Genomic DNA, 20,357 nt, shown 5'->3' on the forward strand with positions numbered 1-20,357 from the left:
GAGTGCCGGATGTCCTTGCGTGAGGGGGCGCGCCGAGGCGCAGATGCGGGGGGTCAGTTCTCGCCCGGCTCGGTCAGCCGAGCCTCCTGCGCGCGATACGCGTCGCTGAGGATCGCGGCGAGGCCGTTGAGGCGGGCGTCGACGTCGGCCAGGATGTCGTGGCCCCGCGGGTCCTTGTTCATGAAGTGAGCCGCGACGAAGCCGCCGATCACGCCGATCAGGAACCACAGCACATTCTTCATGTCGTCATCCTTGCCCTAGAGCCGCGAAGGCGCGGTCTCTCCATCGTAGGCGGAAACGACAGGAGGCGTCGGGAACCCCGACGCCTCCTGCCTGATGCTCTTCCGCTGGATCAGCGGGCCGCGTAGTACTCGACGACGAGCTGCACTTCACAGGTCACGGGGACCTCGGCGCGCTTCGGACGACGGACCAGACGGGCCTGGAGCTTGTCGAGCTCGACCTCGAGGTAACCCGGAACGGCCGGCAGGACCTCGGCGTGACCGCCGGCGGCCGCCACCTGGAAGGGCTCGAGGCCCTCGCTCTTGGGCTTGACGTGGATGAGCTGACCCGGCTTCACGCGGAACGACGGGCGGTCGACGAGCTGGCCGTCGACGAGGATGTGACGGTGCACGACGAGCTGGCGCGCCTGTGCCGTGGTGCGGGCGAAGCCCGAACGCAGGACGAGGGCGTCGAGACGCATCTCGAGGAGCTCGACGAGGTTCTCACCGGTCAGGCCGTCCTGACGACGGGCCTCGTTGAACGCGATGCGCAGCTGCTTCTCGCGGATGCCGTACTGCTCGCGCAGACGCTGCTTCTCACGCAGACGGACGGCGTAGTCGCTGTCGGCCTTGCGCTTGGTGCGGCCGTGCTCACCCGGAGCGTAGGGACGCTTCTCGAGGTAGCGGGCGGCCTTGGGGGTGAGGGCCACGCCGAGGGCGCGGCTGAGACGCACCTTGCGGCGGTCCTGGGACTTCGTGACCACGAAGTTATCCTTCCGATGACGTGGACGTGGATTTCACGTCCGACGGACGTATCACCGCGTTCTGCCTCGGGGCGCACGCCGGGGTGCCGTCGAGGTGGGGTGTGAACGAGGAGATGCCCGAAAACTCGGTTTCGAGCCGCTCAAGTCTAACAGACGGCGGCAGACGCCCGAGGTCGTCGGCTCACCGGTCGCCGAGGATGCGCCGGATGCGCTCCAGCCGTGCGCTGATGTCGCGCTCCGCGCCGAGGTTCTTCGGCTCGTAGTAGTGCCGCCCGTCGAGCTCGTCCGGCAGGTACTGCTGCGGCACGATCCCGAACTCGCTGTCGTGCGCGTAGCGGTAGCCGCGGCCGTGCCCGAGGCGCTTCGCCCCGGGGTAGTGCGCGTCGCGGAGGTGAAGGGGCACGCGCCCGAATCCCCCCGCGCGGATGTCGGCGATGGCGGCGTCGATGCCGACGTAGGCCGCGTTCGACTTCGCGGTCGTCGCCAGATACACGGTGGCCTCGGCGAGCGGGATGCGCCCCTCCGGCATCCCGATGAAGGCCACCGCGTCGGCCGCGGCCACGGCGATGCCGAGGGCCTGGGGGTCGGCGAGCCCCACGTCTTCGGAGGCGGAGATGACGAGCCGACGGGCGATGAACCGCGGGTCCTCCCCTGCCTCGATCATGCGGGCGAGGTAGTGCAGCGCGGCGTCCGGGTCGGAACCACGGATCGACTTGATGAAGGCGCTGATGACGTCGTAGTGCTCGTCGCCCTGGCGGTCGTAACGGAGCAGGGCCTTGTCGACGGCCTGTGCCACGTCGTCGGCGGTGACCTCCGGGACGGCCGTCTCCCGGTCTTCGCCGTCGTCATCGGCCTCGGAGGCGGCGGCGTGCGAGAGCGCCACGGCAGCGGCGGCCTCCAGTCCGGTGAGGGCACGACGGGCGTCCCCCGACGCGAGGCGGATGAGCGCCGACCGCGCCTCATCGCTGAGCGCGACCGTACCGGAGAGTCCGCGGGCATCCGACACCGCGCGGTCCACGAGCACCCCGATGTCGTCATCGGTGAGCGGCTGCAGCGTGAGCAGCAGCGACCGGGACAGCAGCGGCGAGATCACCGAGAACGAGGGGTTCTCCGTAGTCGCGGCGATGAGGATGACCCACCCGTTCTCCACGCCGGGCAGCAGCGCGTCCTGCTGGGCCTTGGTGAAGCGGTGGATCTCATCGAGGAAGAGGATCGTCGTCTGCCCGTAGAGATCGCGCTGGGTGATCGCCTCCTGCATGACCTCCCGCACATCCTTGACGCCGGCGGTGATGGCCGAGAGCTCGACGAACCGGCGGCCGGACGAGCGGGCGATGGCCTGCGCGAGCGTGGTCTTCCCGGTGCCCGGCGGACCCCAGAGGATGATCGACACCGCGCCGGGCGAGCTGGCCTCCGGGTCGGCGAGAGCCACGATGGGCGACCCGGCCCGCAGCAGGTGGCGCTGCCCCGCGACCTCGTCCAGCGACACCGGGCGCATGCGCACGGCGAGCGGTGTCTGCCCGGAGAGCAGGGCGGAGGGAGAGGACATTCCTCCAGGCTAACGGCGGCCGGGGACACGAGGCGAGGCCGGGCCCCCGGTAGGCTCTCAGGCGACGTCGTGGACCGGCGTCGGACGGGAGAGACAGGGCATGGCCGCACGCGGTTCCAAGAAGGCGCAGGCACGCACCGAGGCGGAGCGCGCTCGGCTGCACACCGCCCGCACCCGCTGGCACCAGGATCAGATCCGCCGTCGCACCCGCGACAACGCCATCGCGATCACGGTCGGCGCCCTCATCGTCGTGGGCGCGATCGTCAGCCAGGTCGTGCATGCGCAGGTGACCGCTCCGGAACCGACGCCCACGCCGTCGCCGACCTCGTCGATCGCTCCCTCCCCGACCCCGAGCGATGCGCCCAGCCCGGTGCCGACGGCTTCCGAGACACCGACGGAGTGAGGCCCTCCGGCGTGGTCAGTCCTCGTCGAGGACGGCGAGCCGGTACCCGCGCTTGACCACGGTCTGCACGAGGTCCCCGTCGCCGAGGGCGTCCCGCAGCCGCGCCACCGCCACCTCGACCGCACGGGCGCTGCGTCGACCGCCGGGCAGCACCTGGCCGATCTCCGCCCTGGTGAGCACGCGCCCGTCGGCGATGAACAGGGCCTCGAGGATGCTGACCGCGCCGCGGGAGAGCGGGACGAAACCTCCGTCGATCAGCGCGCCTCCGCTGCGCACCGCCAGGCGCCCCACCGCCGTCCGTCGCTCGAGGACCCCATACGTGAGCGGGGCGAGAGCGCTCCGGGCGAGGTCGTCCGCGGTGGGCCCGCACGACGTCGATGCGGGCAGGCCGCTCTCCGCCAATCGCGCGGTCGCGGCGGCGTCGGTCGTGGCGAGCAGCAGGCGGGACGTGCGCGACCGTTCGCGGATGGCGTCGAGCATGCCCAGTCGTTCCACGGTGGCGAGCCACCCGGGCAGGGCCTCCGCCACGGGGAACAGCACCGCGTCCACCTGACCGGACGCGATCCGGTACAGCGTCCGCTTGGTGCCGGCCGGGATCGCGTGGTCCGCCCGGGGCGGGGTGATCCGGACGACATCCGAGCCGGTCGCAGCGAGGATCCGCAGAAGAGTGTCGACGTCGACCGGCTCCGGGCGCACCGGCCGCGGCACCTCGACCACCACGACGCGGCAGCCGACGAGCGCCGGAGCAGGACGCGGGGGCGCACTCATGCGGAGCCCTCCGCCGACCTCGCAGTACCGACGCGTCGCCGTGTCCGTGGCGGGTGCCGGACGACGCCGATCGGGCCTCCGGGCCGCGCGAGGTCCGCCCCGCCGATCAGGGTCTCCGGAACGACGGCGCCGGCGCTCCGCAGGTCCGCGAGTGCGTCCGGTATGTCCTCCGCCGGGAGCCCGCTGACGGCGAGGAGCCCTCGATCGATCCGTACCGTCGCCTCGCGTCGTGCCGCGAGATGGCCCACGACGAGGAGCAGCGTCCCGTCGGACTCGTCGCCGACGCGCACCTCCAGGACGGGAGCGGCCGTCGTCCCGCGGAGACGCACCTCGGAGCGAAGGCTTCCGCGGTCGCCGGGCCGTACGCCGACGTTCACCTCGGCGCGCCCCTGCAGCGCGAGCGCGAGACGGCGGAGGCAGGGGCCGCAGCCGCGGCTCTCGACCGCACCGTCCAGAGCCTCCGCGACGGTTCGGATCCCGCGGTCCGCGAGCTCCGCTGTCAGCACCTCCAGCGGCGAGGACCGCAGCCCATGTGCGCAGGCCTCCTCACCGTCCGCGGCCACGGCGGCGGCCAGGAGCGCCCGCGCCGCCCTCTGACCGTCGAGCGCCCCGGGCGCGAGACCGGCGAGCGAGTCATCCGCCGACGCGCCGATGACCGTCACGCGATGCACCACGCGGGCATCCTCGGAGAGCACGACCTCCCCGAACACGCGGTCTCCCCCGCTCGGAAGAGGGATGTCGACCGTCGGCCCGTCACCGTCCGGGAGACGCAGGGTCACGACCTCGATACCGCCGGGACTCCCGCGCCATCCGTGTCCCGCGGGGCTCGCGATCCGAGCGCCGAGCAGGGCGGCCGCCGCTCGATCCGCGGACGCCAGGGCCACTTCCGTGCCGCCGGATGCCGGGTCCGCGGCGACGTCGCCGATCGCGAGGACGCGCGGGTCGGACGTCCGCCCGTCCGCGTCCACGAGGACACCGCCGCCCGGCCGCGTGGGGAGCCCGGCGTTCCGTGCCAGCTCATCCCGTGCCCGCGCACCCGTCGTCAGGATGAGGTCGGTGCGTGCGAACGTGCCGTCCTGGAACTCCACGGCCGTCACCGCACCCGTCGCGTCGGGGTCGACGCGGGTCACCCGCGTCCGCGTCCGGACCGCGATACCGCGCGCCTCGACGATCCCGCGGAGTGCGCTCGCCCCGGGAACCGTGAGCTGTGCGGGCAGCAGGCGATCCGCGGTGTCCACGATCGTCGTCTGCACCCCGGCGTCGTGCAGCGCGCATGCGGCGTCCACTCCGCCCTCGTCGCCGCCGACGACGACCGCGCGCAGCGCCCGCGGCATCTCCGTGGCACGGACCGCGAGGAACGCACGCAGCATGTGCGCGTCCTCCATCGCGCGCAGGACGAACGACCCCCGGGCACGGATCCCCGGCACGTCGAGCCGCTGGGCATGGGTGCCGGTCGCGAGGACGAGCGCGTCGTAGTCATACCACCGGTGCGACCGCGTCCGCACGCGGTGCCCTCCCCTGTCGATCCGCAGGACCCGGTCGTCGTCGATGAGGCGGACGCGGTCGTCGCGGAACGGCGCGCGATCGAGCTCCCCCGCCGACGCCGGAGTGCCGCCGACGATGCGCGCCACGACGGAGCGGTCGTAGGGCAGGCGCCCCTCGTCTCCGAACACGGTGATCCGCACGGCACGGTCCGGGTCCTCCAGCATCCGTGCGACGAACCGGTGCGCCGCCGCCCCCGCCCCCACGACGACGATCTCCGCTGTGCGCGCTGCGTTGTCGTCCATGGAACTCCTGTCGACCTGGGGACTGTCGTGGTCGCGACGATAGGAGCGCCGTGTTACCCGCAGATGACGCGCAGTGTGTCCTGCATCGAACGTTCTGCTCACGAAACGGTAACGTCCCTCCCCGCGAGACCCCGCCTCGTCGCCGAGACCCCGCCTCGTTCGCGCACGAATCGCGGGGTCTCGGCGGGAAGACGGGGTCTCGCGGATCAGAGAGGGCGTACTAGGCTGAGCCTCGTCCTTTCCGCCTCCCGCGGCGTGACCGCGCAAGGAGAATCACCGTGTCTGCCAACGAGCCCGCGAAGCCGACCCCGCCCGTTCCCACCCCGCCCGCCGTGCCGATGCCGCGGAAGACGCCGACTCCGGCCGCCGTCGCCCCGGCCGCCGCGAAGCCGACTCCGGTCTCGTCCGCCGGCGAATGGGGCCGTGTCTCCGAAGACGGCACCGTCGAGGTGCGCGAGGGTGAGTCCTGGCGCGTCGTCGGTCAGTACCCGGACGGCACCCCCGACGAGGCCCTGGCCTACTTCGTCCGCAAGTACGACGACATCGCCTTCAAGGTCGCCGCCCTGGAGCAGCGCCACCAGGCCGGCGGCGCCTCCGCGAGCGACCTGTCGAAGCAGGCCGCGCACCTCATCGACGAGGCCACGGACGCCGCGGCCGTCGGCGACCTCGCCGGTCTCCGTGATCGTCTCACCGCGCTGACCGCGTCGCTGTCCGAGGCCACGGCCCAGGAGGCACAGCAGGCGAAGGAGCTCGTCGAGCAGGCCGTCGCCGAGCGCACCGCCCTCGTCGAGCGTGCCGAGGCCATCGCCGCCCGCGACCTGAGCAAGGTGCAGTGGAAGCAGGTCACCGCCGAGCTCAACGAGCTGTTCGAGGCCTGGCAGGCGCAGCAGCAGAACGGTCCGCGCCTGTCCAAGGGCGTCTCGCAGCAGCTCTGGAAGCGGTTCCGCGACGCCAGGGCCGTCGTCGACAAGCACCGCCGGGCGTTCTACTCCGAGCTCGACGATGCGCACAAGGCCGCGCGCGACGCGAAGTCCCGACTGGTCGAACGGGCCGAGGCCCTGGCGCCGCGCGGCGTCGACGGCATCCCCGCCTACCGCTCCCTCCTCGACGAGTGGAAGACGGCCGGACGCGCCGGACGCAAGGCCGACGACGCCCTCTGGGCACGGTTCAAGGCCGCCGGCGACGCGCTCTACGCCGCCCGCGCCGAGCAGGCCGCCGCCGAGGAGGCCGACTCCGCTCCCAAGATCGAGGCCCGGCAGGCGCTGCTCGAGCAGGCGAAGGCGGTCGCCGACGAGCCGAACATCAAGCGCGCCCGCGCCCTGCTCACGCGCATCCAGCGGGAGTGGGACGAGGTCGGCCGCATCTTCCCGCGCGACAAGGAGCGTGCGCTCGACGACAAGCTCCGCGTCATCGAGCAGGCGCTCAAGGCCCGCGAGGACGTCGACTGGAAGAAGAACAACCCGGAGACCAAGGCGCGAGCGAACGACATGAGCTCGCAGCTGCACGAAGCCATTGAGAAGCTGGAGGCCGAACTGGCCGCCGCCGAGAAGGCCGGTGACAGCAAGGCCGCCAAGGAGGCCGCGGACGCCCTCGAGGCCCGTCGCGCCTGGCTCAACGCCCTCGGCGGCTGAGCTCTCCACAGGTCCGGCCATCTCCGTCTGAGCGGGGTGCGCGACGCCACACTGGCGTCATGCACCCCGCTCTGCTCTATCTCCCCGGTTCGCGCCTCAGCAGGCCGGAACTCTGCGCCGCCCGCCTGGACGGTCATGTCGTCGAGATCGGCGACGCCTACATCCCCGCGGACCTGCCGGAGTCCGCCGACGTGCGGGCGAGCAGCATCGCCACGCTCATCCAGGAGGGCGCCGCCGCCTGCGGGCCCAGTGCCGCCTGGATCCACGGCGCCCGCGACGAGCCGCCGGCCGTCCATCACGCGCGGCGCTGCGTCGAGCGGCGGGTGCGTCCGCGCGTGCACGCCAGAGTCGTCTTCCACGACACCAGGCTTCCTCGGACGGACGTGCAGCTGCTCGGGGGGATCGCCGTGTCCACGCCCGTCCGGACGATGTGCGACCTGGCCACGAGTCTGCACCGGGACCCGCGGTTCCTCCCGTGGATGCAGGCGCTCGCTCAGGCCCACCCGGAAGCGCTCGACGACGCCATCGGCAGCCTGCGGACCCGGTCGCGCGTTCCGGGCAGCGTCAGCGGCCTCGCCGCACTCGAGCGGCTGGTCAGGAGGAGGTGACGCGGTACACGTCGTAGACCGCGTCGATCCGGCGTACCGCGTTCAGGACGCGGTCCAGGTGCACGGCGTCGCCCATCTCGAACACGAAGCGGCTCAGCGCCAGGCGCTCGTCGGTCGTCGACACGGTCGCCGAGAGGATGTTCACGTGATGCTCGCTGAGCACCCGCGTGACGTCGGAGAGGAGGCCGGAACGATCGAGGGCCTCGACCTGGATCTGCACCCGGAAGACGCTCTTCTTCGTCGGCGCCCAGGAGACCTCGACGAAGCGGTCCTGCTCGCCGCTGAGGGCCTTCACGTTGACGCAGTCCGCCCGGTGCACGGAGACGCCGCTCCCCCGCGTGACGAACCCGACGATGGGGTCGCCGGGGACGGGCGTGCAGCACTTCGCCAGCTTCACCAGGATGTCGTTCGCGCCGCGCACGAGCACGCCCGAGTCGCCACCGCGGGTCTCGCGGGTCTGGACGCTTCCCGGCAGGTCGATGGCCCCGGTGGTGGGCTCGTCGGTGGCGACGAGCGCGGTGACCTTCTCGAGCACCGACTGCGTCGAGACGTGCCCCTCGCCGACGGCGGCGTAGAGACCCGAGACGTCCTCGTAGTGCATCTGGTGGGCGACCTCGGTGAACGAGTCCTGGCTCATCAGACGCTGCAGCGGCAGGTTCTGCCGGCGCATCGCGCGCGCGATGGCCTCCTTGCCCTGCTCGATGGCCTCCTCGCGGCGCTCCTTCGTGAACCAGCCGCGGATCTTGTTCCTGGCTCGCGTGCTCTTGACGAAGCCGAGCCAGTCCTGGCTGGGCCCCGCGTCCGGGTTCTTCGAGGTGAAGACCTCGACGACGTCGCCGCTCTTCAGCTCCGACTCCAGCGGCACCAGGCGTCCGTTGACCTTGGCGCCCATGGTGCGGTGCCCGATCTCGGTGTGGACGGCATAGGCGAAGTCGACCGGGGTGGCGCCGGCCGGGAGACCGATCACGCGCCCCTTCGGCGTGAAGACGTAGACCTCCTTGGCGCCGATCTCGAACCGCAGGGAGTCGAGGAACTCCCCGGGGTCCGCGGTCTCGGCCTGCCAATCGGAGATGTGCGCCAGCCACGCCATGTCGGTGTCGGAGGCGCGGACCTCGGCCTTGCCGCCGCCGTTCATCCGCTCCTTGTACATCCAGTGCGCGGCGACGCCGTACTCCGCCTGGTGATGCATCTCGTGCGTGCGGATCTGGATCTCGACCGTCCGTCCGGCCGGGCCGATCACGGTCGTGTGCAGCGACTGGTAGAGGTTGAACTTCGGGGTGGCGATGTAGTCCTTGAACCGGCCGGGCAGCGGCGTCCAGCGGGCGTGGATGGCCCCGAGCACGGCGTAGCAGTCGCGCACGGAGGACACGAGGACCCGGATGCCGATCAGGTCGTAGATGTCGTCGAACTCGCGGCCGCGGATGACCATCTTCTGGTACACCGAGTACAGCTGCTTGGGCCGGCCGACGACCTTGCCGCGGATGCGCAGGTCGCGGAGGTCCTCGTCGATCTCCTCGATGACCTGGCTCAGGTACTTCTCCCGCTGCGGGGTGCGCTGGGCGATGAGGCTGTGGATCTCGTTGTAGATCTTCGGGTGGAGGACGGCGAAGGAGAGGTCTTCGAGCTCCGACTTGATCGCCTGGATACCGAGGCGATTGGCCAGCGGCGCGTAGATCTCGAGCGTCTCCTTGGCCTTCTTCGCGGCCTTCTCCGGCGGGACGAAGCCCCAGGTGCGGGCGTTGTGCAGCCGGTCGGCGAGCTTGATGAGCAGCACGCGGATGTCCTTCGACATCGCGACGATCATCTTGCGCACGGTCTCGGCCTGTGCGCTCTCGCCGTACTTGACCTTGTCGAGCTTGGTCACGCCGTCCACGAGCATCGCGACCTCGTCGCCGAACTCGGCGGTGAGATCGGTGAGCGCGTAACCCGTGTCCTCGACGGTGTCGTGCAGCAGGGCGGCCGCGATCGCCCGCGGGCCGAGCCCCAGCTCCGCGAGGATCTGGGCGACGGCGAGCGGATGCGTGATGTACGGCTCGCCGCTCTGCCGCTTCTGTCCCTCGTGCTTCTCCTTCGCCACGGCATAGGCGCGGGAGATGACGGCGAAGTCGCCCTTGGGGTGGTTCGCCCTGACGGTGCGGATCAGGTTGTCGAGATCGTTGATCCGGGACGCACGCGAGAAGATGCGGGGCACCAGCCGTCGCAGACTCGAACCCTGCGATGCCGTCTGCGGCTCCGCCATCCACTCACCTCCGAATCAGACAATCCTACGCGCGCTGAGCGGGGGTCGGCCCCGCGGCGGGGGCGTCAGGCGTCGACAGCCGCTTTGCTCCGTGCCGCGCGGATACGGGCGTCGCGCTCCTTGATCTGCGGCTCGTTCTCGCGGAAGAGCGAGTACAGCGGCGCGGCCACGAAGAGCGTCGAGTACGTCGCCACGAGGATGCCCACGAAGATCGACAGCGAGATGTCGGTCAGCGTCTCCGCACCGAGCCAGAAGGCGCCGATGAAGAGGATCGCACCGACCGGCAGCGCGGCCACCACGGACGTGTTGATCGAGCGGATGAGGGTCTGGTTCACCGCGAGGTTGACCGATTCCCCGAACAGCCGCGACGTCTTCTCCCCATCCTCCGTCGTGTTCTCCCTGATCTTGTCGAACACCACGGTGGTGTCGTACAGGGAGTACGCGAGGATCGTCAGGAAGCCGATGACGGCCGCCGGCGAGATCTCGAATCCGGCGAGGGCGTACACGCCGACGGTGATCACGAGCACGTCGAGGAGACCGATGATCGCGGCCGCCGACATCTTCCACGTGCGGAAGTAGATCGCGAGGATCAGGAAGGTCAGTGCGAGGAAGATCGCCAGGCCCCACAGCGACTGCCGGGTCACGCTCTCGCCCCAGGCCGGGCCGATGAACGAGGAGGCGACGGCGTCCGGCTCGACACCGTAGGCGTCGGCGAGGGCGCGCGCCACCTGCTGCGTCTCGCCCTCGGTCATCTGGTCGGTCTGCACCCGGACGTCCTGGTCGTTGACGATGACCACCTTGGTCGCCGCGCCGGGGACGACCGACTGCACCGCTTCTGTCGCGGTGTCCTGATCCGTGGTGTCCGGTGCGGTCACCGTGAACTGCGAGCCGCCGGTGAACTCGATCGAGAACTGGATCGGACGGAACAGCGGAACGAGCGCGGAGCCGACGACCAGGGCGATCGCGATGATGAACCAGAGGCGGCGGCGCCCCACGAACGGGAAGGAGGTCTTGCCCGTGTAGAGGTTGTTGCCGAACTCATTCATGGAAGGCATCAGTTGTCTCCCTCCCTTCCGGCCGTGGTCTGTCTCTCGGCGGCGAGGGCCTCCGCCCGCTTGCGCTCGGCGATGGTCTGCCGGCGATCCGCCTCTCCGCGCGAACGCGCGTTCTTCGCCCCGCGCCCCGCGGACGCCGTGGCGACCTCGCGGTATTGCGAGCGGCTCCGGTACACGGCGCCCAGGGCCTCCGGATCCAGACCGGAGAGCTTGTGCCCGCCGCCGAAGAACCGCGTACGAGCGAGCAGCTGCATCACCGGGTGGGTGAAGATCACGAAGATCAGCACGTCGATCACGGTGGTGAGGCCGAGCGTGAACGCGAAGCCCTTCACCGTCGAGTCGGCGAGGATGTACAGCACCACCGCGGCCAGGACGTTGATCGACTTGGAGATGTAGATCGTCCGCTTCGCCCGACCCCAGCCGTCCTCGACGGCACCCGTGATCGACTTGCCGTCGCGCAGCTCATCGCGGATGCGCTCGAAGTAGACGATGAAGGAGTCGGCGGTGAAGCCGATGGACACGATCAGGCCCGCGACGCCGGCGAGCGACAGGCGGAAGCCGATCCGCCACGCCAGGATGCAGATGACGATGTAGGTCAGCACCGCCATCACCGCGATGGACGCGATGATCACCGTCCCGAGCGCCCGGTACGACAGCAGCGAGTACACCGCCACGAGCGCGAGGCCGATGAGGCCCGCGATGAGACCGATCTGGAGCTGCTGAGTGCCGAGGGTCGCGGAGATCGTGTCCGAGCTCTGCACCTCGAAGCTGAGCGGGAGGGCTCCGAACTTGAGCTGATCGGCCAGCGTCGTCGCGCTCTCCTGCGTGAAGCTGCCGGAGATGCTGGGGCGGCCGTCGAGGATGACGCCGTTCATGCGTGGCGCGCTGATGACCTCGCCGTCGAGCACGAAGGCGAACTGGTCGCGCGGCGACAGCCCGTCGATGCGGTTCTGGTTGAGCCGGGTGCTCACCTGGCCGAAGGCGTCCGCGCCGTCGCCGTTCATGGTGAGCTGCACGATCCAGGCGCCCGAGCGCGGGTCGCGTCCCGCCGTCGCGTCGGTGATCGCGCGGCCGTCGAGCTCCGCCGGGCCGAGGATGAACTTCGCGGTGTCGTCGGGCGAGCAGGCGATCACCGGCTCGTCCTTCGGCGCCTTGGACGGGTCGTTGGACGGGTTGGCGCAGTCGTACGCCTGGAACTCCGCCGCGAGCTTGTCCGTGACCCACGACAGGTCGCTGGCGTCGGTGGGCTCGGCCGTGGGCTCGGCGTTCAGCGAGGGGTCAGGGCTCGGGTACGGGGTGGAGTTGCCGTCCTCTCCGACGAACTCCGTGCTCGCGGCCGTGGTGTAGAGCACCGGACGGAACTCGAGCTGGGCGCTGGACTGGATCCGCTGCCGCGTCTGCTCGTCCGCCTCACCGGGGATCTGGACGACGATGTTGCGTCCGCCCTCGGTGGTGATGTCGGCCTCGGCCACACCGGAGGCGTCGACGCGCTGGCGGATGATCGCAGCGGCCTGGTCGAGCTGCTCCTGCGTCGGCGCTGCTCCGTCCTCCGTCTCGGCACTCAGGATGATCTGGGTGCCGCCCTGCAGGTCGAGCGCGAGCTCGGGTGTCCACGAGCTCTGCTTGAAGACGTACACACCCAGCGCGTTGATGCCGAAGAGCACGCCCGTCACGAGGAGCAGGCCGAGGAGGACCCGCCAGGCGTGACGGACAGGAGAGGATGAAGCCACGTGTGTTCAGCTTTCTGGAAGGACGGTGATCCGGGAGGCCGCGACGGCCTTCGTCTTACTTGTCGTCGGCGTCCCGCTCGAGGCGGGCGCGGGTCTCCTCGGGCGTCTCGACCGCGGGGGCGGCGGTCTCGTCGACGCTGTGATCGTCCACGCCGTCGACGGGCGCGTCGACGATGGCGTCCTTGGGCTCCACGATGCGGAGGATCGCCTGGCTGTGCACCTCGATCACGGTGCCGGGCGCGATCTCCACCAGGGCCGGGGAGTCGAGGTCTTCGGCGTCGTACGCGACGATGGTGCCGTAGATGCCGCCCTGCAGCAGGACCTTGGCGCCGGGAACCGTCTTGGTCGCCTTCTCCTCCTGCTCGGCCTTCATCTGCCGGGTGCGCTTGCGCGTGTTGAAGATCATGAAGATCAGCAGGACGGCGAGGAGTCCGAAGAGGACAAATTCCATGGGCATGGGGATGGCGCCTTTCTCAGGTGCACGCACCAGCCTTTGGGCGCACAGCGGTATCGGGGAAGTCTTCAGCGATTATAGGTCATCCAACTTCAGCATCCCGTCCGGGTGCGCCACGCCGAGGTGGGCATACGCCTCCGGCGTCGCGACCCGCCCGCGGGGGGTGCGACCGAGGAAGCCGATCCGCACGAGATAGGGCTCGACCACGCTCTCCACCGTCTCCGGCTCCTCTCCCACCGCCACCGCGAGGGTGCTGAGGCCGACCGGTCCGCCGCGGAAGCGCCGCACCAGGGCGTCCAGCACCGCGCGGTCCAGTCGGTCCAGGCCGATCGCGTCGACGTCGTAGAGGTCCAGCGCGGCCTGGACGCCGCGCAGGGTCGCCGCACCCCCGCCATGGACGAGCGCGTAGTCGCGGACGCGACGCAGCAGGCGGTTGGCGATGCGCGGGGTCCCGCGGGACCGTCGCGCGATCTCGGAGAGCGAGTCCGTCGGGAGGTCGACGCCGAGCACGGAGGCGGAGCGTCCGATGACCTGCTCGAGCTCGCCCTCGTCGTAGAACTCGAGGTGACCGGTGAAGCCGAAGCGGTCGCGGAGCGGATTGGGCAGCAGCCCGGAACGCGTGGTGGCGCCGACGAGCGTGAACGGGGAGAGCTCCAGCGGGATGCTGGTCGCCCCCGCGCCCTTGCCGACCATGATGTCGATCCGGTAGTCCTCCATCGCAAGGTACAGCATCTCCTCCGCCGACCGGGCCATGCGGTGGATCTCGTCGATGAAGAGCACCTCGCCGGGCACGAGGCTCGACAGCAGCGCCGCGAGGTCGCCGGCGTGCTGAATGGCGGGACCGCTGGACATACGCAGCGGGCGGTCGCTCTCGTGCGCGACGATCATCGCCAGCGTGGTCTTGCCGAGTCCCGGGGGCCCCGCGAGCAGGATGTGGTCCGCAGGACGGGACTGGATGCGGGCCGCCTCCAGGAGCAGCTGCAGCTGTCCGCGCACCTTCTGCTGTCCCACGAACTCGCCGAGGCTCGACGGCCGGAGAGCGCCCTCGATGGCGAGCTCGGACTCGTCGGTCGGCTCGGTCGGATCGAGGGCGTCAGCCACGGCCCTGGCCTCCCTGCGCCGGGCCGAGCAGCGCGAGCGTGCGCCGCAGCAGCAGGGCCACGGAGGCTCGCTCGGCATCCGTGGCGTCCGTCGCCGTCTGGGTCGCCGCCTCCGCCGCGACCTTCTCGGACCAGCCGAGGCCGACCAGAGCCACCGTCACCTGGGCGACGACATCGTCCCCTCCCGAGGCGGCGGGCGCCGACGGGGCGGCCGCGGCCTGGACCTTGCCGGCGAGCTGCACGACGATGAGCTTCGCGGTCTTCGGTCCGATGCCGGAGACCCGGCGGAACGGCGCATCGTCCTCTGCGGTCACGGCCTCCGCGATCTGGTCGGCGGTGAGGTGCGACAGCACCCCGAGCGCCGACTTCGGGCCGACGCCGGTGACGCTGAGCAGCAGGGTGAAGATCTCCAGCTCGCCGCGGTCGGCGAAGCCGAACAGCGAGAGCGAGTCCTCCCGCACGATGAGGCTCGTGTGCAGGAGGAGCTTCTCCCCCACCGTCGCGGTGTGGGCGACATCGGCGGGGACGGCGACCGCGAAGCCCACGCCCCCGACGTCGATGATGACCTGGTCCGGCGTCGTGTGCAGCACGGTGCCGTGCAGAGAGGAGATCATTCCGTCAGTCTAGGAGCCGGCTCGTAGATATGTTCGAGCGACACGCTCCGCGTCGGCCCAGGCACGCTGCGCGGGAGTGAGGCCGCCGCCCGTCCGACTCGTCGAGGGAGCGCCGCGGCGCCAGGCGTGACAGAGGGCGATCGCCAGGGCGTCCGCCGCGTCCGCGGGCTGCGGAGGCGCGTCCAGCCGCAGGATCCGGGCGATCATCGCCTGGACCTGGCGCTTGTCGGCGGACCCGTACCCGGTCACCGCGGCCTTCACCTCGCTGGGCGTATGGGTCGCCGCCGGCAGGCCGGCCTCGGCCGCGATCAGGAGGGCGACCCCGCTCGCCTGCGCCGTGCCCATCACCGTGTGCGTGTTCTGCTGGGCGAACACCCGCTCGACCGCGACGGCATCGGGCCGGTGCTCGGCGATCGCGGCGCGGATCCCCGCAGCGACGATCGCGAGCCGGTCGCCGATCTCCGCATCCGGGGCGGAGCGGATGACCCCGACGTGGACGAGCGTGCCCCGACGAGCGCGATCGACGTCGACGATGCCGACACCGCACCGGGTGAGTCCGGGGTCGATTCCGAGCACGCGCAACGAAGTGGTCACCTGACCAGGCTAGGCCGCGCGCCGCGTCGCCGGCTCGCGCCGCGCCTACGCGTCGTCGTTCTCGAGCTCTGCCTGGACCTCGGGCGACAGATCGAAGTTGCTGAAGACGTTCTGCACGTCCTCGCTGTCCTCGAGCGCATCGATGAGGCGGAACACCTTGCGGGCGGTCTCGGCGTCGATCTCGACCTTGAGGTTCGGCACGAACTCGACGTCGGCCGACTCGTACTCGATCCCCGCGTCCTGCAGCGCGGAGCGGACGGCCACGAGGTCGCTCGCCTCGGTGATGACCTCGAAGCCCTCGGCGTGCGGCTCGATCTCCTCGGCCCCGGCCTCCAGCGCCGCCATCATGACGTCGTCCTCGGTCGTTCCCTCGGAACCGACGACTATGACGCCCTTGCGGCTGAAGTTGTACGCCACGCTGCCCGGGTCGGCGAGGGTGCCGCCGTTGCGGCTGAGCGCGGTGCGCACCTCGGCCGCGGCGCGGTTCTTGTTGTCGGTCAGACACTCGATCATGAGGGCGACGCCGTTGGGCCCGTAGCCCTCGTACATGATCGAGGTGTACTCGACGGCCTCACCGCCGATGCCGGCGCCGCGCTTGATGGCGCGGTCGATGTTGTCCTTGGGGACCGAGGTCTTCTTCGCCTTGAGCACCGCGTCGAAGAGCGTCGGGTTGCCCTGCAGGTCGGCGCCGCCCAGCTTGGCCGCGACCTCGATGTTCTTGATGAGCTTGGCCCAGGACTTCGCACGGCGCGCGTCGATGACGGCCTTCTTGTGCTTGGTCGTGGCCCACTTGGAATGCCCGGACATAAGTCTCCGCTCGTCGTCTGCGCCCCGGAACGCCGCCCAGGGCGTCGTCCAGTCTATCGAACCGTGCCGCGGCACCGCTGTTGTCCCGCTCGCGCAGGCGTTCGCGCGAGTTCAGGCACCTGCGCGCGGACGCGCCTGAACTCGCGCGCAGGCCTGAACCCACGACACCGTCAGCGGCGGGAGACCCGGTCGAGGAAGCGGCGGTGGAACCGCGTCTCGTTCGTGATCTCCGGGTGGAAGCTGAGTCCGAGCAATCCGTCCTGCTCCACTCCGACCACGCGACCGTCGGGCAGGGTCGCGAGCACCGAGGCCTGCGGCCCGACCGCCTCCACGACAGGTCCGCGGATGAAGGCGGCCGTCACCGGCTCGTCGAACGCGGGCACGGTCAGCTCGGCCTCGAACGATTCGGCCTGACGCCCGAACGCGTTGCGCCGCACGACCGCATCGAGTCCGCCGAAACTCTGCTGTCCGTCGATCGCGTCGACGACCTCATCGGCCAGCAGGATCAGCCCCGCGCAGGTGCCGAGCACCGGCATCCCGTCCGCGATCGCGTCGCGGATCGGCTGCTGCAACCCGAACAGCCGGGCGAGCTTGTCGATCACGGTCGATTCGCCGCCCGGGATCACGAGTCCGTCGACCAGGGCGAGCTCCTCGGGCCGACGGACCAGCGCCACGTCGGCGCCGAGCGCCTCGAGGAGCGTGGCATGCTCTCGCACGTCCCCCTGAAGCGCGAGGACGCCGACGCGCGGCTTACCAGCCACGCTCGGCGAGGCGGTGCGGCGCAGGCAGGTCGCTGACGTTGATGCCGACCATCGCCTCGCCCAGGCCGCGGGAGACCTCGGCGATCACCTTCGGGTCGTCGAAGAACGTGGTGGCCTTGACGATGGCCTTCGCCCGCTCCGCGGGGTTGCCGGACTTGAAGATGCCGGAGCCGACGAAGACGCCGTCGGCTCCGAGCTGCATCATCATCGCCGCGTCGGCCGGGGTCGCGACGCCACCGGCGACGAAGAGCACCACGGGGAGCTTCCCGGTCTCGGCGATCTCCGCGACGAGCTCGTACGGTGCCTGTAGCTCCTTCGCGGCGACGAACAGCTCATCCTTCGGCAGCGCGGTCAGCGCGGCGATCTCTCCCCGGATCTTCCGGATGTGCTTCATCGCCTCGGAGACGTCACCCGTGCCGGCCTCACCCTTGGAGCGGATCATCGCGGCGCCCTCGTTGATACGACGCAGCGCCTCCCCCAGGTTCGTGGCTCCGCAGACGAACGGCACGGTGAAGCCGAACTTGTCGATGTGGTTCACGTAGTCGGCGGGCGAGAGCACCTCGGACTCGTCGATGTAGTCGACGCCGAGCTCCTGCAGCACCTGCGCCTCGACGAAGTGCCCGATCCGCGCCTTCGCCATGACGGGGATGGACACCGCGTCGATGATGCTGTCGATCATGTCCGGGTCGCTCATCCGCGAGACCCCGCCCTGCGCACGGATGTCCGCGGGGACACGCTCCAGCGCCATCACGGCGACGGCACCGGCGTCCTCGGCGATCTTCGCCTGCTCGGCGGTGACGACGTCCATGATGACGCCGCCCTTGAGCATCTCGGCGAGACCGCGCTTCACGCGTGCGGATCCGGTGGTGGGCTGCTCGGTCATGGGGGTCTCCTGTCGGATGATCCGAAATCGGTTTTGATCTAGATCAAAGGTAGCACTGTCCAATCCACCTAGAATCTCGGAGGAGGATCATGAGCGAGCAGATCAGGGGAACCACCGCGGCGGAGATCGCGGACAGCGTGCGCGCCCTCCGGGATCGCGGCACGCTCCGTCCCGGCGAGGTCCTCCCTCCCGTGCGCGAGCTCGCGGCGACGCTCGGCGTCAACCGCAACACCGCCGTCGCCGCGTATCGTCAGCTCGCCCAAGCGGGACTCGTGCACTCGCGCGGGCGCGCGGGCACGGTCGTCGCCGGCGTCGACGTCGTGCCGCAGGAGGGCTACGCGCCGGACACCGTGCTCCGCGACATCGGCACCGGCAACCCCGACCCGGCGCGCATCCCCGACCCGTCGCAGGCGCTCGGCACGATCGGTCGTCGTCCCGTGCTCTACGGGGAGCCGGTGATCGACCGCGGTCTCGAAGCGTGGGCGCGGGAGTGGATGGGCGCCGACCTCCCCGGTCACGACTTCCGGGTCACCGTGACCAGCGGTGCGGTGGATGCCGTGGAACGTCTGCTCGCGCAGGCGCTCATGCGTGACGACGCCGTGGCGCTCGAGGACCCCTGCTTCCTCGCGAGCATCCACACCGTGCGGCTGGGCGGCTACCGGGCCATCACGGTGCCGGTGGACGAGGAGGGGATGACGGTCGACGGTCTCCGCGCCGCTCTGGACGCGGGCGTCCGCGCCGTCATCTGCACCCCGCGCGCGCAGAATCCGACGGGGGTGAGCCTCTCCCCCGCCCGCGCCGAGGCGCTGCGGGGCGTGCTCGCCGACCACCCCTATGTGCTCGTCATCGAGGACGACCACTTCTCTCTGCTCTCCCAGCGTCCCTACGAATCGCTGATCGGACCCGAGCACCGGCGATTCGCCCTGGTCCGCTCGGTGTCGAAGTTCCTCGGCCCTGACATGTGCCTCGCGCTCGCGGCGACCGACCCGGAGACGGCGGAGCGCCTCGCGATGCGGCTCAGCCCCGGCACCACGTGGGTCAGTCACCTGCTGCAGCGCCTCACGCTCGCCCAGCTCACCGATCCCGACGTCCGCGAGGAGATCGCGGAGGCGGGCCGGCACTACGCCGCGCGGAACGCCGCGTTCGCGGGACGCCTGCGCGCGGAGGGGATCGACGCGCCCGACCCGGACGGCCTGAGCCTGTGGGTCGGATTCGAGAAGCCCGCGCGCACCGTCGCCGACCACCTCATGCGGCGCGGCTGGCTCGCGCGCACCGGTGACGACTTCGCGCTCGACGAGCGCGCCGAGCCCTCGCATCACCTCCGACTCACCGTGCACGACCTCTCCAAGGACGACACGGAGACCCTCATCGCCGACCTCGTCGCCGCCGGACGATGACCACCCGACGCGGGCACCGCCCCGCCCAGAATGAAAGGGACCGGGTATGAAGATCCTGTCCATCCAGTCCGCCGTCGCGTACGGTCACGTCGGCAACTCCGCCGCCGTCTTCCCGCTGCAGCGCATCGGTGTCGAGGTGCTGCCGGTCTACACCGTGACGTTCTCGAACCACACCGGCTACGGCGCCTGGCGCGGCCCGCTGATCGACCCGACCGACGTCGGCGAGGTCATCACCGGCATCGAGGAACGCGGCGTGTTCGGGTCGATCGACGCGGTGCTCAGCGGCTACCAGGGCAGCGAGGGCATCGGCGACGTCATCATCGACGCGGTCTCCCGGGTGAAGGCGGCCAACCCGGATGCGCTGTACGCGTGCGACCCGGTCATGGGCAACGCCAAGTCCGGCTGCTTCGTGGCTCCGGCCATCCCGATCCTGCTCCGCGAACGCGTGGTTCCCGTGGCCGACATTATCACGCCGAACCAGTTCGAGCTCGGCTTCCTCACCGAGACCGAGCCGGACACGCTCGAGTCGACCCTCGCCTCGGTCGACCTCGCGCGGGCGATGGGGCCGCGTACGGTGCTCGTCACGAGCGTCGAGCGGCCCGACCGCGAAGAGGGCACCATCGAGATGCTCGCCGTCGACGACGCGGGCGCCTGGCTCGTGCAGACGCCGCACCTGCCGATGAAGGCCAACGGCTCCGGAGACGTGACGGCCGCGCTGTTCACCGCGCACTACGTCGCGACCGGCAGCGCGCAGACCGCTCTGGAGCGCACCGCCTCGAGCGTCTACGACCTGCTGCAGACCACGCTCGACTCGGGCGAGCGCGAACTGCAGCTCGTCGAGGCGCAGGAGTTCTACGCGAACCCGCGGATGCAGTTCACCGCCCGCCAGGTGCGCTGACTCCTCCTCGACTTGGGTCCCTGAGCGGGCCCGCGCTGGGTCCCTGAGCGGGCCCGCGCTGGCTCCCTGAGCGGGCCCGCGCTGGCTCCCTGAGCCTGTC

General features: G+C 70.7%; 20 protein-coding genes. 5 read left to right on the forward strand and 15 right to left on the reverse strand.

Annotation, left to right across the window (positions count from 1 at the left end; translation table 11 throughout):
* Nucleotides 1-53: 53 nt before the first annotated feature.
* The 3 genes from B7W94_RS15695 to B7W94_RS15705 all read right to left on the reverse strand — a co-directional run bounded on the left by B7W94_RS15695 (nt 54) and on the right by B7W94_RS15705 (nt 2,528).
* Nucleotides 54-242, reverse strand: coding sequence for a hypothetical protein (locus B7W94_RS15695; RefSeq protein ID WP_025103513.1), 189 nt, complete (start codon nt 240-242; stop codon nt 54-56).
* A 110-nt stretch (nt 243-352) separates the two neighbouring features.
* A complete protein-coding gene (rpsD, locus tag B7W94_RS15700) occupies nt 353-982 on the reverse strand; it encodes a 30S ribosomal protein S4 (RefSeq protein ID WP_025103514.1) in 630 nt (209 codons plus the stop codon).
* Nucleotides 983-1,163: 181 nt separating this feature from the next.
* Nucleotides 1,164-2,528, reverse strand: a complete 1,365-nt coding sequence (locus B7W94_RS15705; protein WP_085607570.1) for a replication-associated recombination protein A — start codon at nt 2,526-2,528, stop codon at nt 1,164-1,166.
* A 100-nt stretch (nt 2,529-2,628) separates the two neighbouring features.
* Between B7W94_RS15705 and B7W94_RS15710 the strand changes: the two genes are divergently transcribed.
* Nucleotides 2,629-2,931 carry a hypothetical protein gene (locus tag B7W94_RS15710; RefSeq protein WP_085607572.1) on the forward strand — a complete coding sequence of 101 codons (303 nt, stop codon included), beginning with the start codon at nt 2,629-2,631 and terminating at the stop codon, nt 2,929-2,931.
* Nucleotides 2,932-2,946: 15 nt separating this feature from the next.
* Here B7W94_RS15710 and B7W94_RS15715 read toward each other — a convergent pair whose 3' ends face one another.
* Nucleotides 2,947-3,699: a winged helix-turn-helix domain-containing protein gene (locus B7W94_RS15715; RefSeq protein ID WP_085607574.1), complete on the reverse strand. Its 753-nt coding sequence runs from the start codon at nt 3,697-3,699 to the stop codon at nt 2,947-2,949.
* A complete protein-coding gene (locus tag B7W94_RS15720) occupies nt 3,696-5,486 on the reverse strand; it encodes an FAD-dependent oxidoreductase (protein WP_085607576.1) in 1,791 nt (596 codons plus the stop codon). Before B7W94_RS15720 ends, B7W94_RS15715 begins: the two co-directional genes overlap by 4 nt.
* A 278-nt stretch (nt 5,487-5,764) precedes the next feature.
* Between B7W94_RS15720 and B7W94_RS15725 the strand changes: the two genes are divergently transcribed.
* Both B7W94_RS15725 and B7W94_RS15730 read left to right on the forward strand, forming a co-directional pair.
* Nucleotides 5,765-7,117, forward strand: coding sequence for a DUF349 domain-containing protein (locus B7W94_RS15725; RefSeq protein WP_253247454.1), 1,353 nt, complete (start codon nt 5,765-5,767; stop codon nt 7,115-7,117).
* A 59-nt stretch (nt 7,118-7,176) separates the two neighbouring features.
* Entirely contained in the window at nt 7,177-7,725 is a 549-nt protein-coding gene (locus tag B7W94_RS15730; RefSeq protein WP_085607578.1) for a type IV toxin-antitoxin system AbiEi family antitoxin, read from the forward strand.
* On the opposite strand, the gene B7W94_RS15735 is transcribed toward B7W94_RS15730, so the two are convergent.
* The 10 genes from B7W94_RS15735 to pdxS form a co-directional block, all read right to left on the reverse strand.
* The gene (locus B7W94_RS15735; protein WP_025103521.1) at nt 7,712-9,964 is read right to left on the reverse strand and encodes a RelA/SpoT family protein; all 2,253 of its coding nucleotides are present in this window, start codon (nt 9,962-9,964) and stop codon (nt 7,712-7,714) included. The genes B7W94_RS15730 and B7W94_RS15735 overlap by 14 nt on opposite strands.
* Before the next feature lie 65 nt (nt 9,965-10,029).
* On the reverse strand, nt 10,030-11,019 hold the full coding sequence (gene secF, locus B7W94_RS15740; RefSeq protein ID WP_025103522.1) for a protein translocase subunit SecF: 990 nt from the start codon (nt 11,017-11,019) through the stop codon (nt 10,030-10,032).
* Nucleotides 11,019-12,749, reverse strand: a complete 1,731-nt coding sequence (secD, locus tag B7W94_RS15745) for a protein translocase subunit SecD (protein ID WP_062634464.1) — start codon at nt 12,747-12,749, stop codon at nt 11,019-11,021. The genes secF and secD overlap by 1 nt, the downstream gene beginning before the upstream one ends.
* Nucleotides 12,750-12,804: 55 nt before the next feature.
* Nucleotides 12,805-13,206, reverse strand: coding sequence for a preprotein translocase subunit YajC (locus tag B7W94_RS15750; protein ID WP_308195758.1), 402 nt, complete (start codon nt 13,204-13,206; stop codon nt 12,805-12,807).
* Between the two features lie 72 nt (nt 13,207-13,278).
* Nucleotides 13,279-14,304 carry a Holliday junction branch migration DNA helicase RuvB gene (gene ruvB, locus B7W94_RS15755; protein WP_025103525.1) on the reverse strand — a complete coding sequence of 342 codons (1,026 nt, stop codon included), beginning with the start codon at nt 14,302-14,304 and terminating at the stop codon, nt 13,279-13,281.
* Nucleotides 14,297-14,917 (reverse strand): Holliday junction branch migration protein RuvA, encoded by a 621-nt coding sequence (gene ruvA / locus B7W94_RS15760; protein WP_085607580.1) that lies wholly within the window; start codon nt 14,915-14,917, stop codon nt 14,297-14,299. Before ruvA ends, ruvB begins: the two co-directional genes overlap by 8 nt.
* A 9-nt stretch (nt 14,918-14,926) precedes the next feature.
* Nucleotides 14,927-15,511, reverse strand: coding sequence for a crossover junction endodeoxyribonuclease RuvC (gene ruvC / locus B7W94_RS15765; RefSeq protein WP_060922276.1), 585 nt, complete (start codon nt 15,509-15,511; stop codon nt 14,927-14,929).
* Between the two features lie 45 nt (nt 15,512-15,556).
* The gene (locus B7W94_RS15770) at nt 15,557-16,318 is read right to left on the reverse strand and encodes a YebC/PmpR family DNA-binding transcriptional regulator (protein WP_025103528.1); all 762 of its coding nucleotides are present in this window, start codon (nt 16,316-16,318) and stop codon (nt 15,557-15,559) included.
* 170 nt (nt 16,319-16,488) lie between these two features.
* Nucleotides 16,489-17,079 (reverse strand): pyridoxal 5'-phosphate synthase glutaminase subunit PdxT, encoded by a 591-nt coding sequence (pdxT, locus tag B7W94_RS15775; protein WP_085607582.1) that lies wholly within the window; start codon nt 17,077-17,079, stop codon nt 16,489-16,491.
* Nucleotides 17,069-17,962: a pyridoxal 5'-phosphate synthase lyase subunit PdxS gene (gene pdxS, locus B7W94_RS15780; protein ID WP_025103530.1), complete on the reverse strand. Its 894-nt coding sequence runs from the start codon at nt 17,960-17,962 to the stop codon at nt 17,069-17,071. The genes pdxT and pdxS overlap by 11 nt, the downstream gene beginning before the upstream one ends.
* An 89-nt stretch (nt 17,963-18,051) precedes the next feature.
* On the opposite strand from pdxS, the gene B7W94_RS15785 reads away from it, so the two are divergent.
* Entirely contained in the window at nt 18,052-19,359 is a 1,308-nt protein-coding gene (locus B7W94_RS15785) for an aminotransferase class I/II-fold pyridoxal phosphate-dependent enzyme (protein WP_085607584.1), read from the forward strand.
* A 46-nt stretch (nt 19,360-19,405) separates the two neighbouring features.
* Nucleotides 19,406-20,257 (forward strand): pyridoxal kinase PdxY, encoded by an 852-nt coding sequence (gene pdxY / locus B7W94_RS15790; protein WP_085607586.1) that lies wholly within the window; start codon nt 19,406-19,408, stop codon nt 20,255-20,257.
* The last annotated feature ends 100 nt before the right edge of the window (nt 20,258-20,357 follow it).

The organism is Microbacterium sp. LEMMJ01, from assembly GCF_002114135.1.
Taxonomy (GTDB): domain Bacteria; phylum Actinomycetota; class Actinomycetes; order Actinomycetales; family Microbacteriaceae; genus Microbacterium.

Bases quoted from the DNA above. Each gene is read 5' to 3' on its own strand.
- B7W94_RS15695 (WP_025103513.1), bottom strand. From the start codon at position 242: ATGAAGAATGTGCTGTGGTTCCTGATCGGCGTGATCGGCGGCTTCGTC.
- B7W94_RS15705 (WP_085607570.1), bottom strand. From the start codon at position 2,528: ATGTCCTCTCCCTCCGCCCTGCTCTCCGGGCAGACACCGCTCGCCGTG.
- B7W94_RS15710 (WP_085607572.1), top strand. From the start codon at position 2,629: ATGGCCGCACGCGGTTCCAAGAAGGCGCAGGCACGCACCGAGGCGGAG.
- B7W94_RS15715 (WP_085607574.1), bottom strand. From the start codon at position 3,699: ATGAGTGCGCCCCCGCGTCCTGCTCCGGCGCTCGTCGGCTGCCGCGTC.
- B7W94_RS15720 (WP_085607576.1), bottom strand. From the start codon at position 5,486: ATGGACGACAACGCAGCGCGCACAGCGGAGATCGTCGTCGTGGGGGCG.
- B7W94_RS15730 (WP_085607578.1), top strand. From the start codon at position 7,177: ATGCACCCCGCTCTGCTCTATCTCCCCGGTTCGCGCCTCAGCAGGCCG.
- B7W94_RS15735 (WP_025103521.1), bottom strand. From the start codon at position 9,964: ATGGCGGAGCCGCAGACGGCATCGCAGGGTTCGAGTCTGCGACGGCTG.
- secF (WP_025103522.1), bottom strand. From the start codon at position 11,019: ATGCCTTCCATGAATGAGTTCGGCAACAACCTCTACACGGGCAAGACC.
- B7W94_RS15750 (WP_308195758.1), bottom strand. From the start codon at position 13,206: ATGCCCATGGAATTTGTCCTCTTCGGACTCCTCGCCGTCCTGCTGATC.
- ruvA (WP_085607580.1), bottom strand. From the start codon at position 14,917: ATGATCTCCTCTCTGCACGGCACCGTGCTGCACACGACGCCGGACCAG.
- B7W94_RS15770 (WP_025103528.1), bottom strand. From the start codon at position 16,318: ATGTCCGGGCATTCCAAGTGGGCCACGACCAAGCACAAGAAGGCCGTC.
- pdxS (WP_025103530.1), bottom strand. From the start codon at position 17,962: ATGACCGAGCAGCCCACCACCGGATCCGCACGCGTGAAGCGCGGTCTC.
- B7W94_RS15785 (WP_085607584.1), top strand. From the start codon at position 18,052: ATGAGCGAGCAGATCAGGGGAACCACCGCGGCGGAGATCGCGGACAGC.
- pdxY (WP_085607586.1), top strand. From the start codon at position 19,406: ATGAAGATCCTGTCCATCCAGTCCGCCGTCGCGTACGGTCACGTCGGC.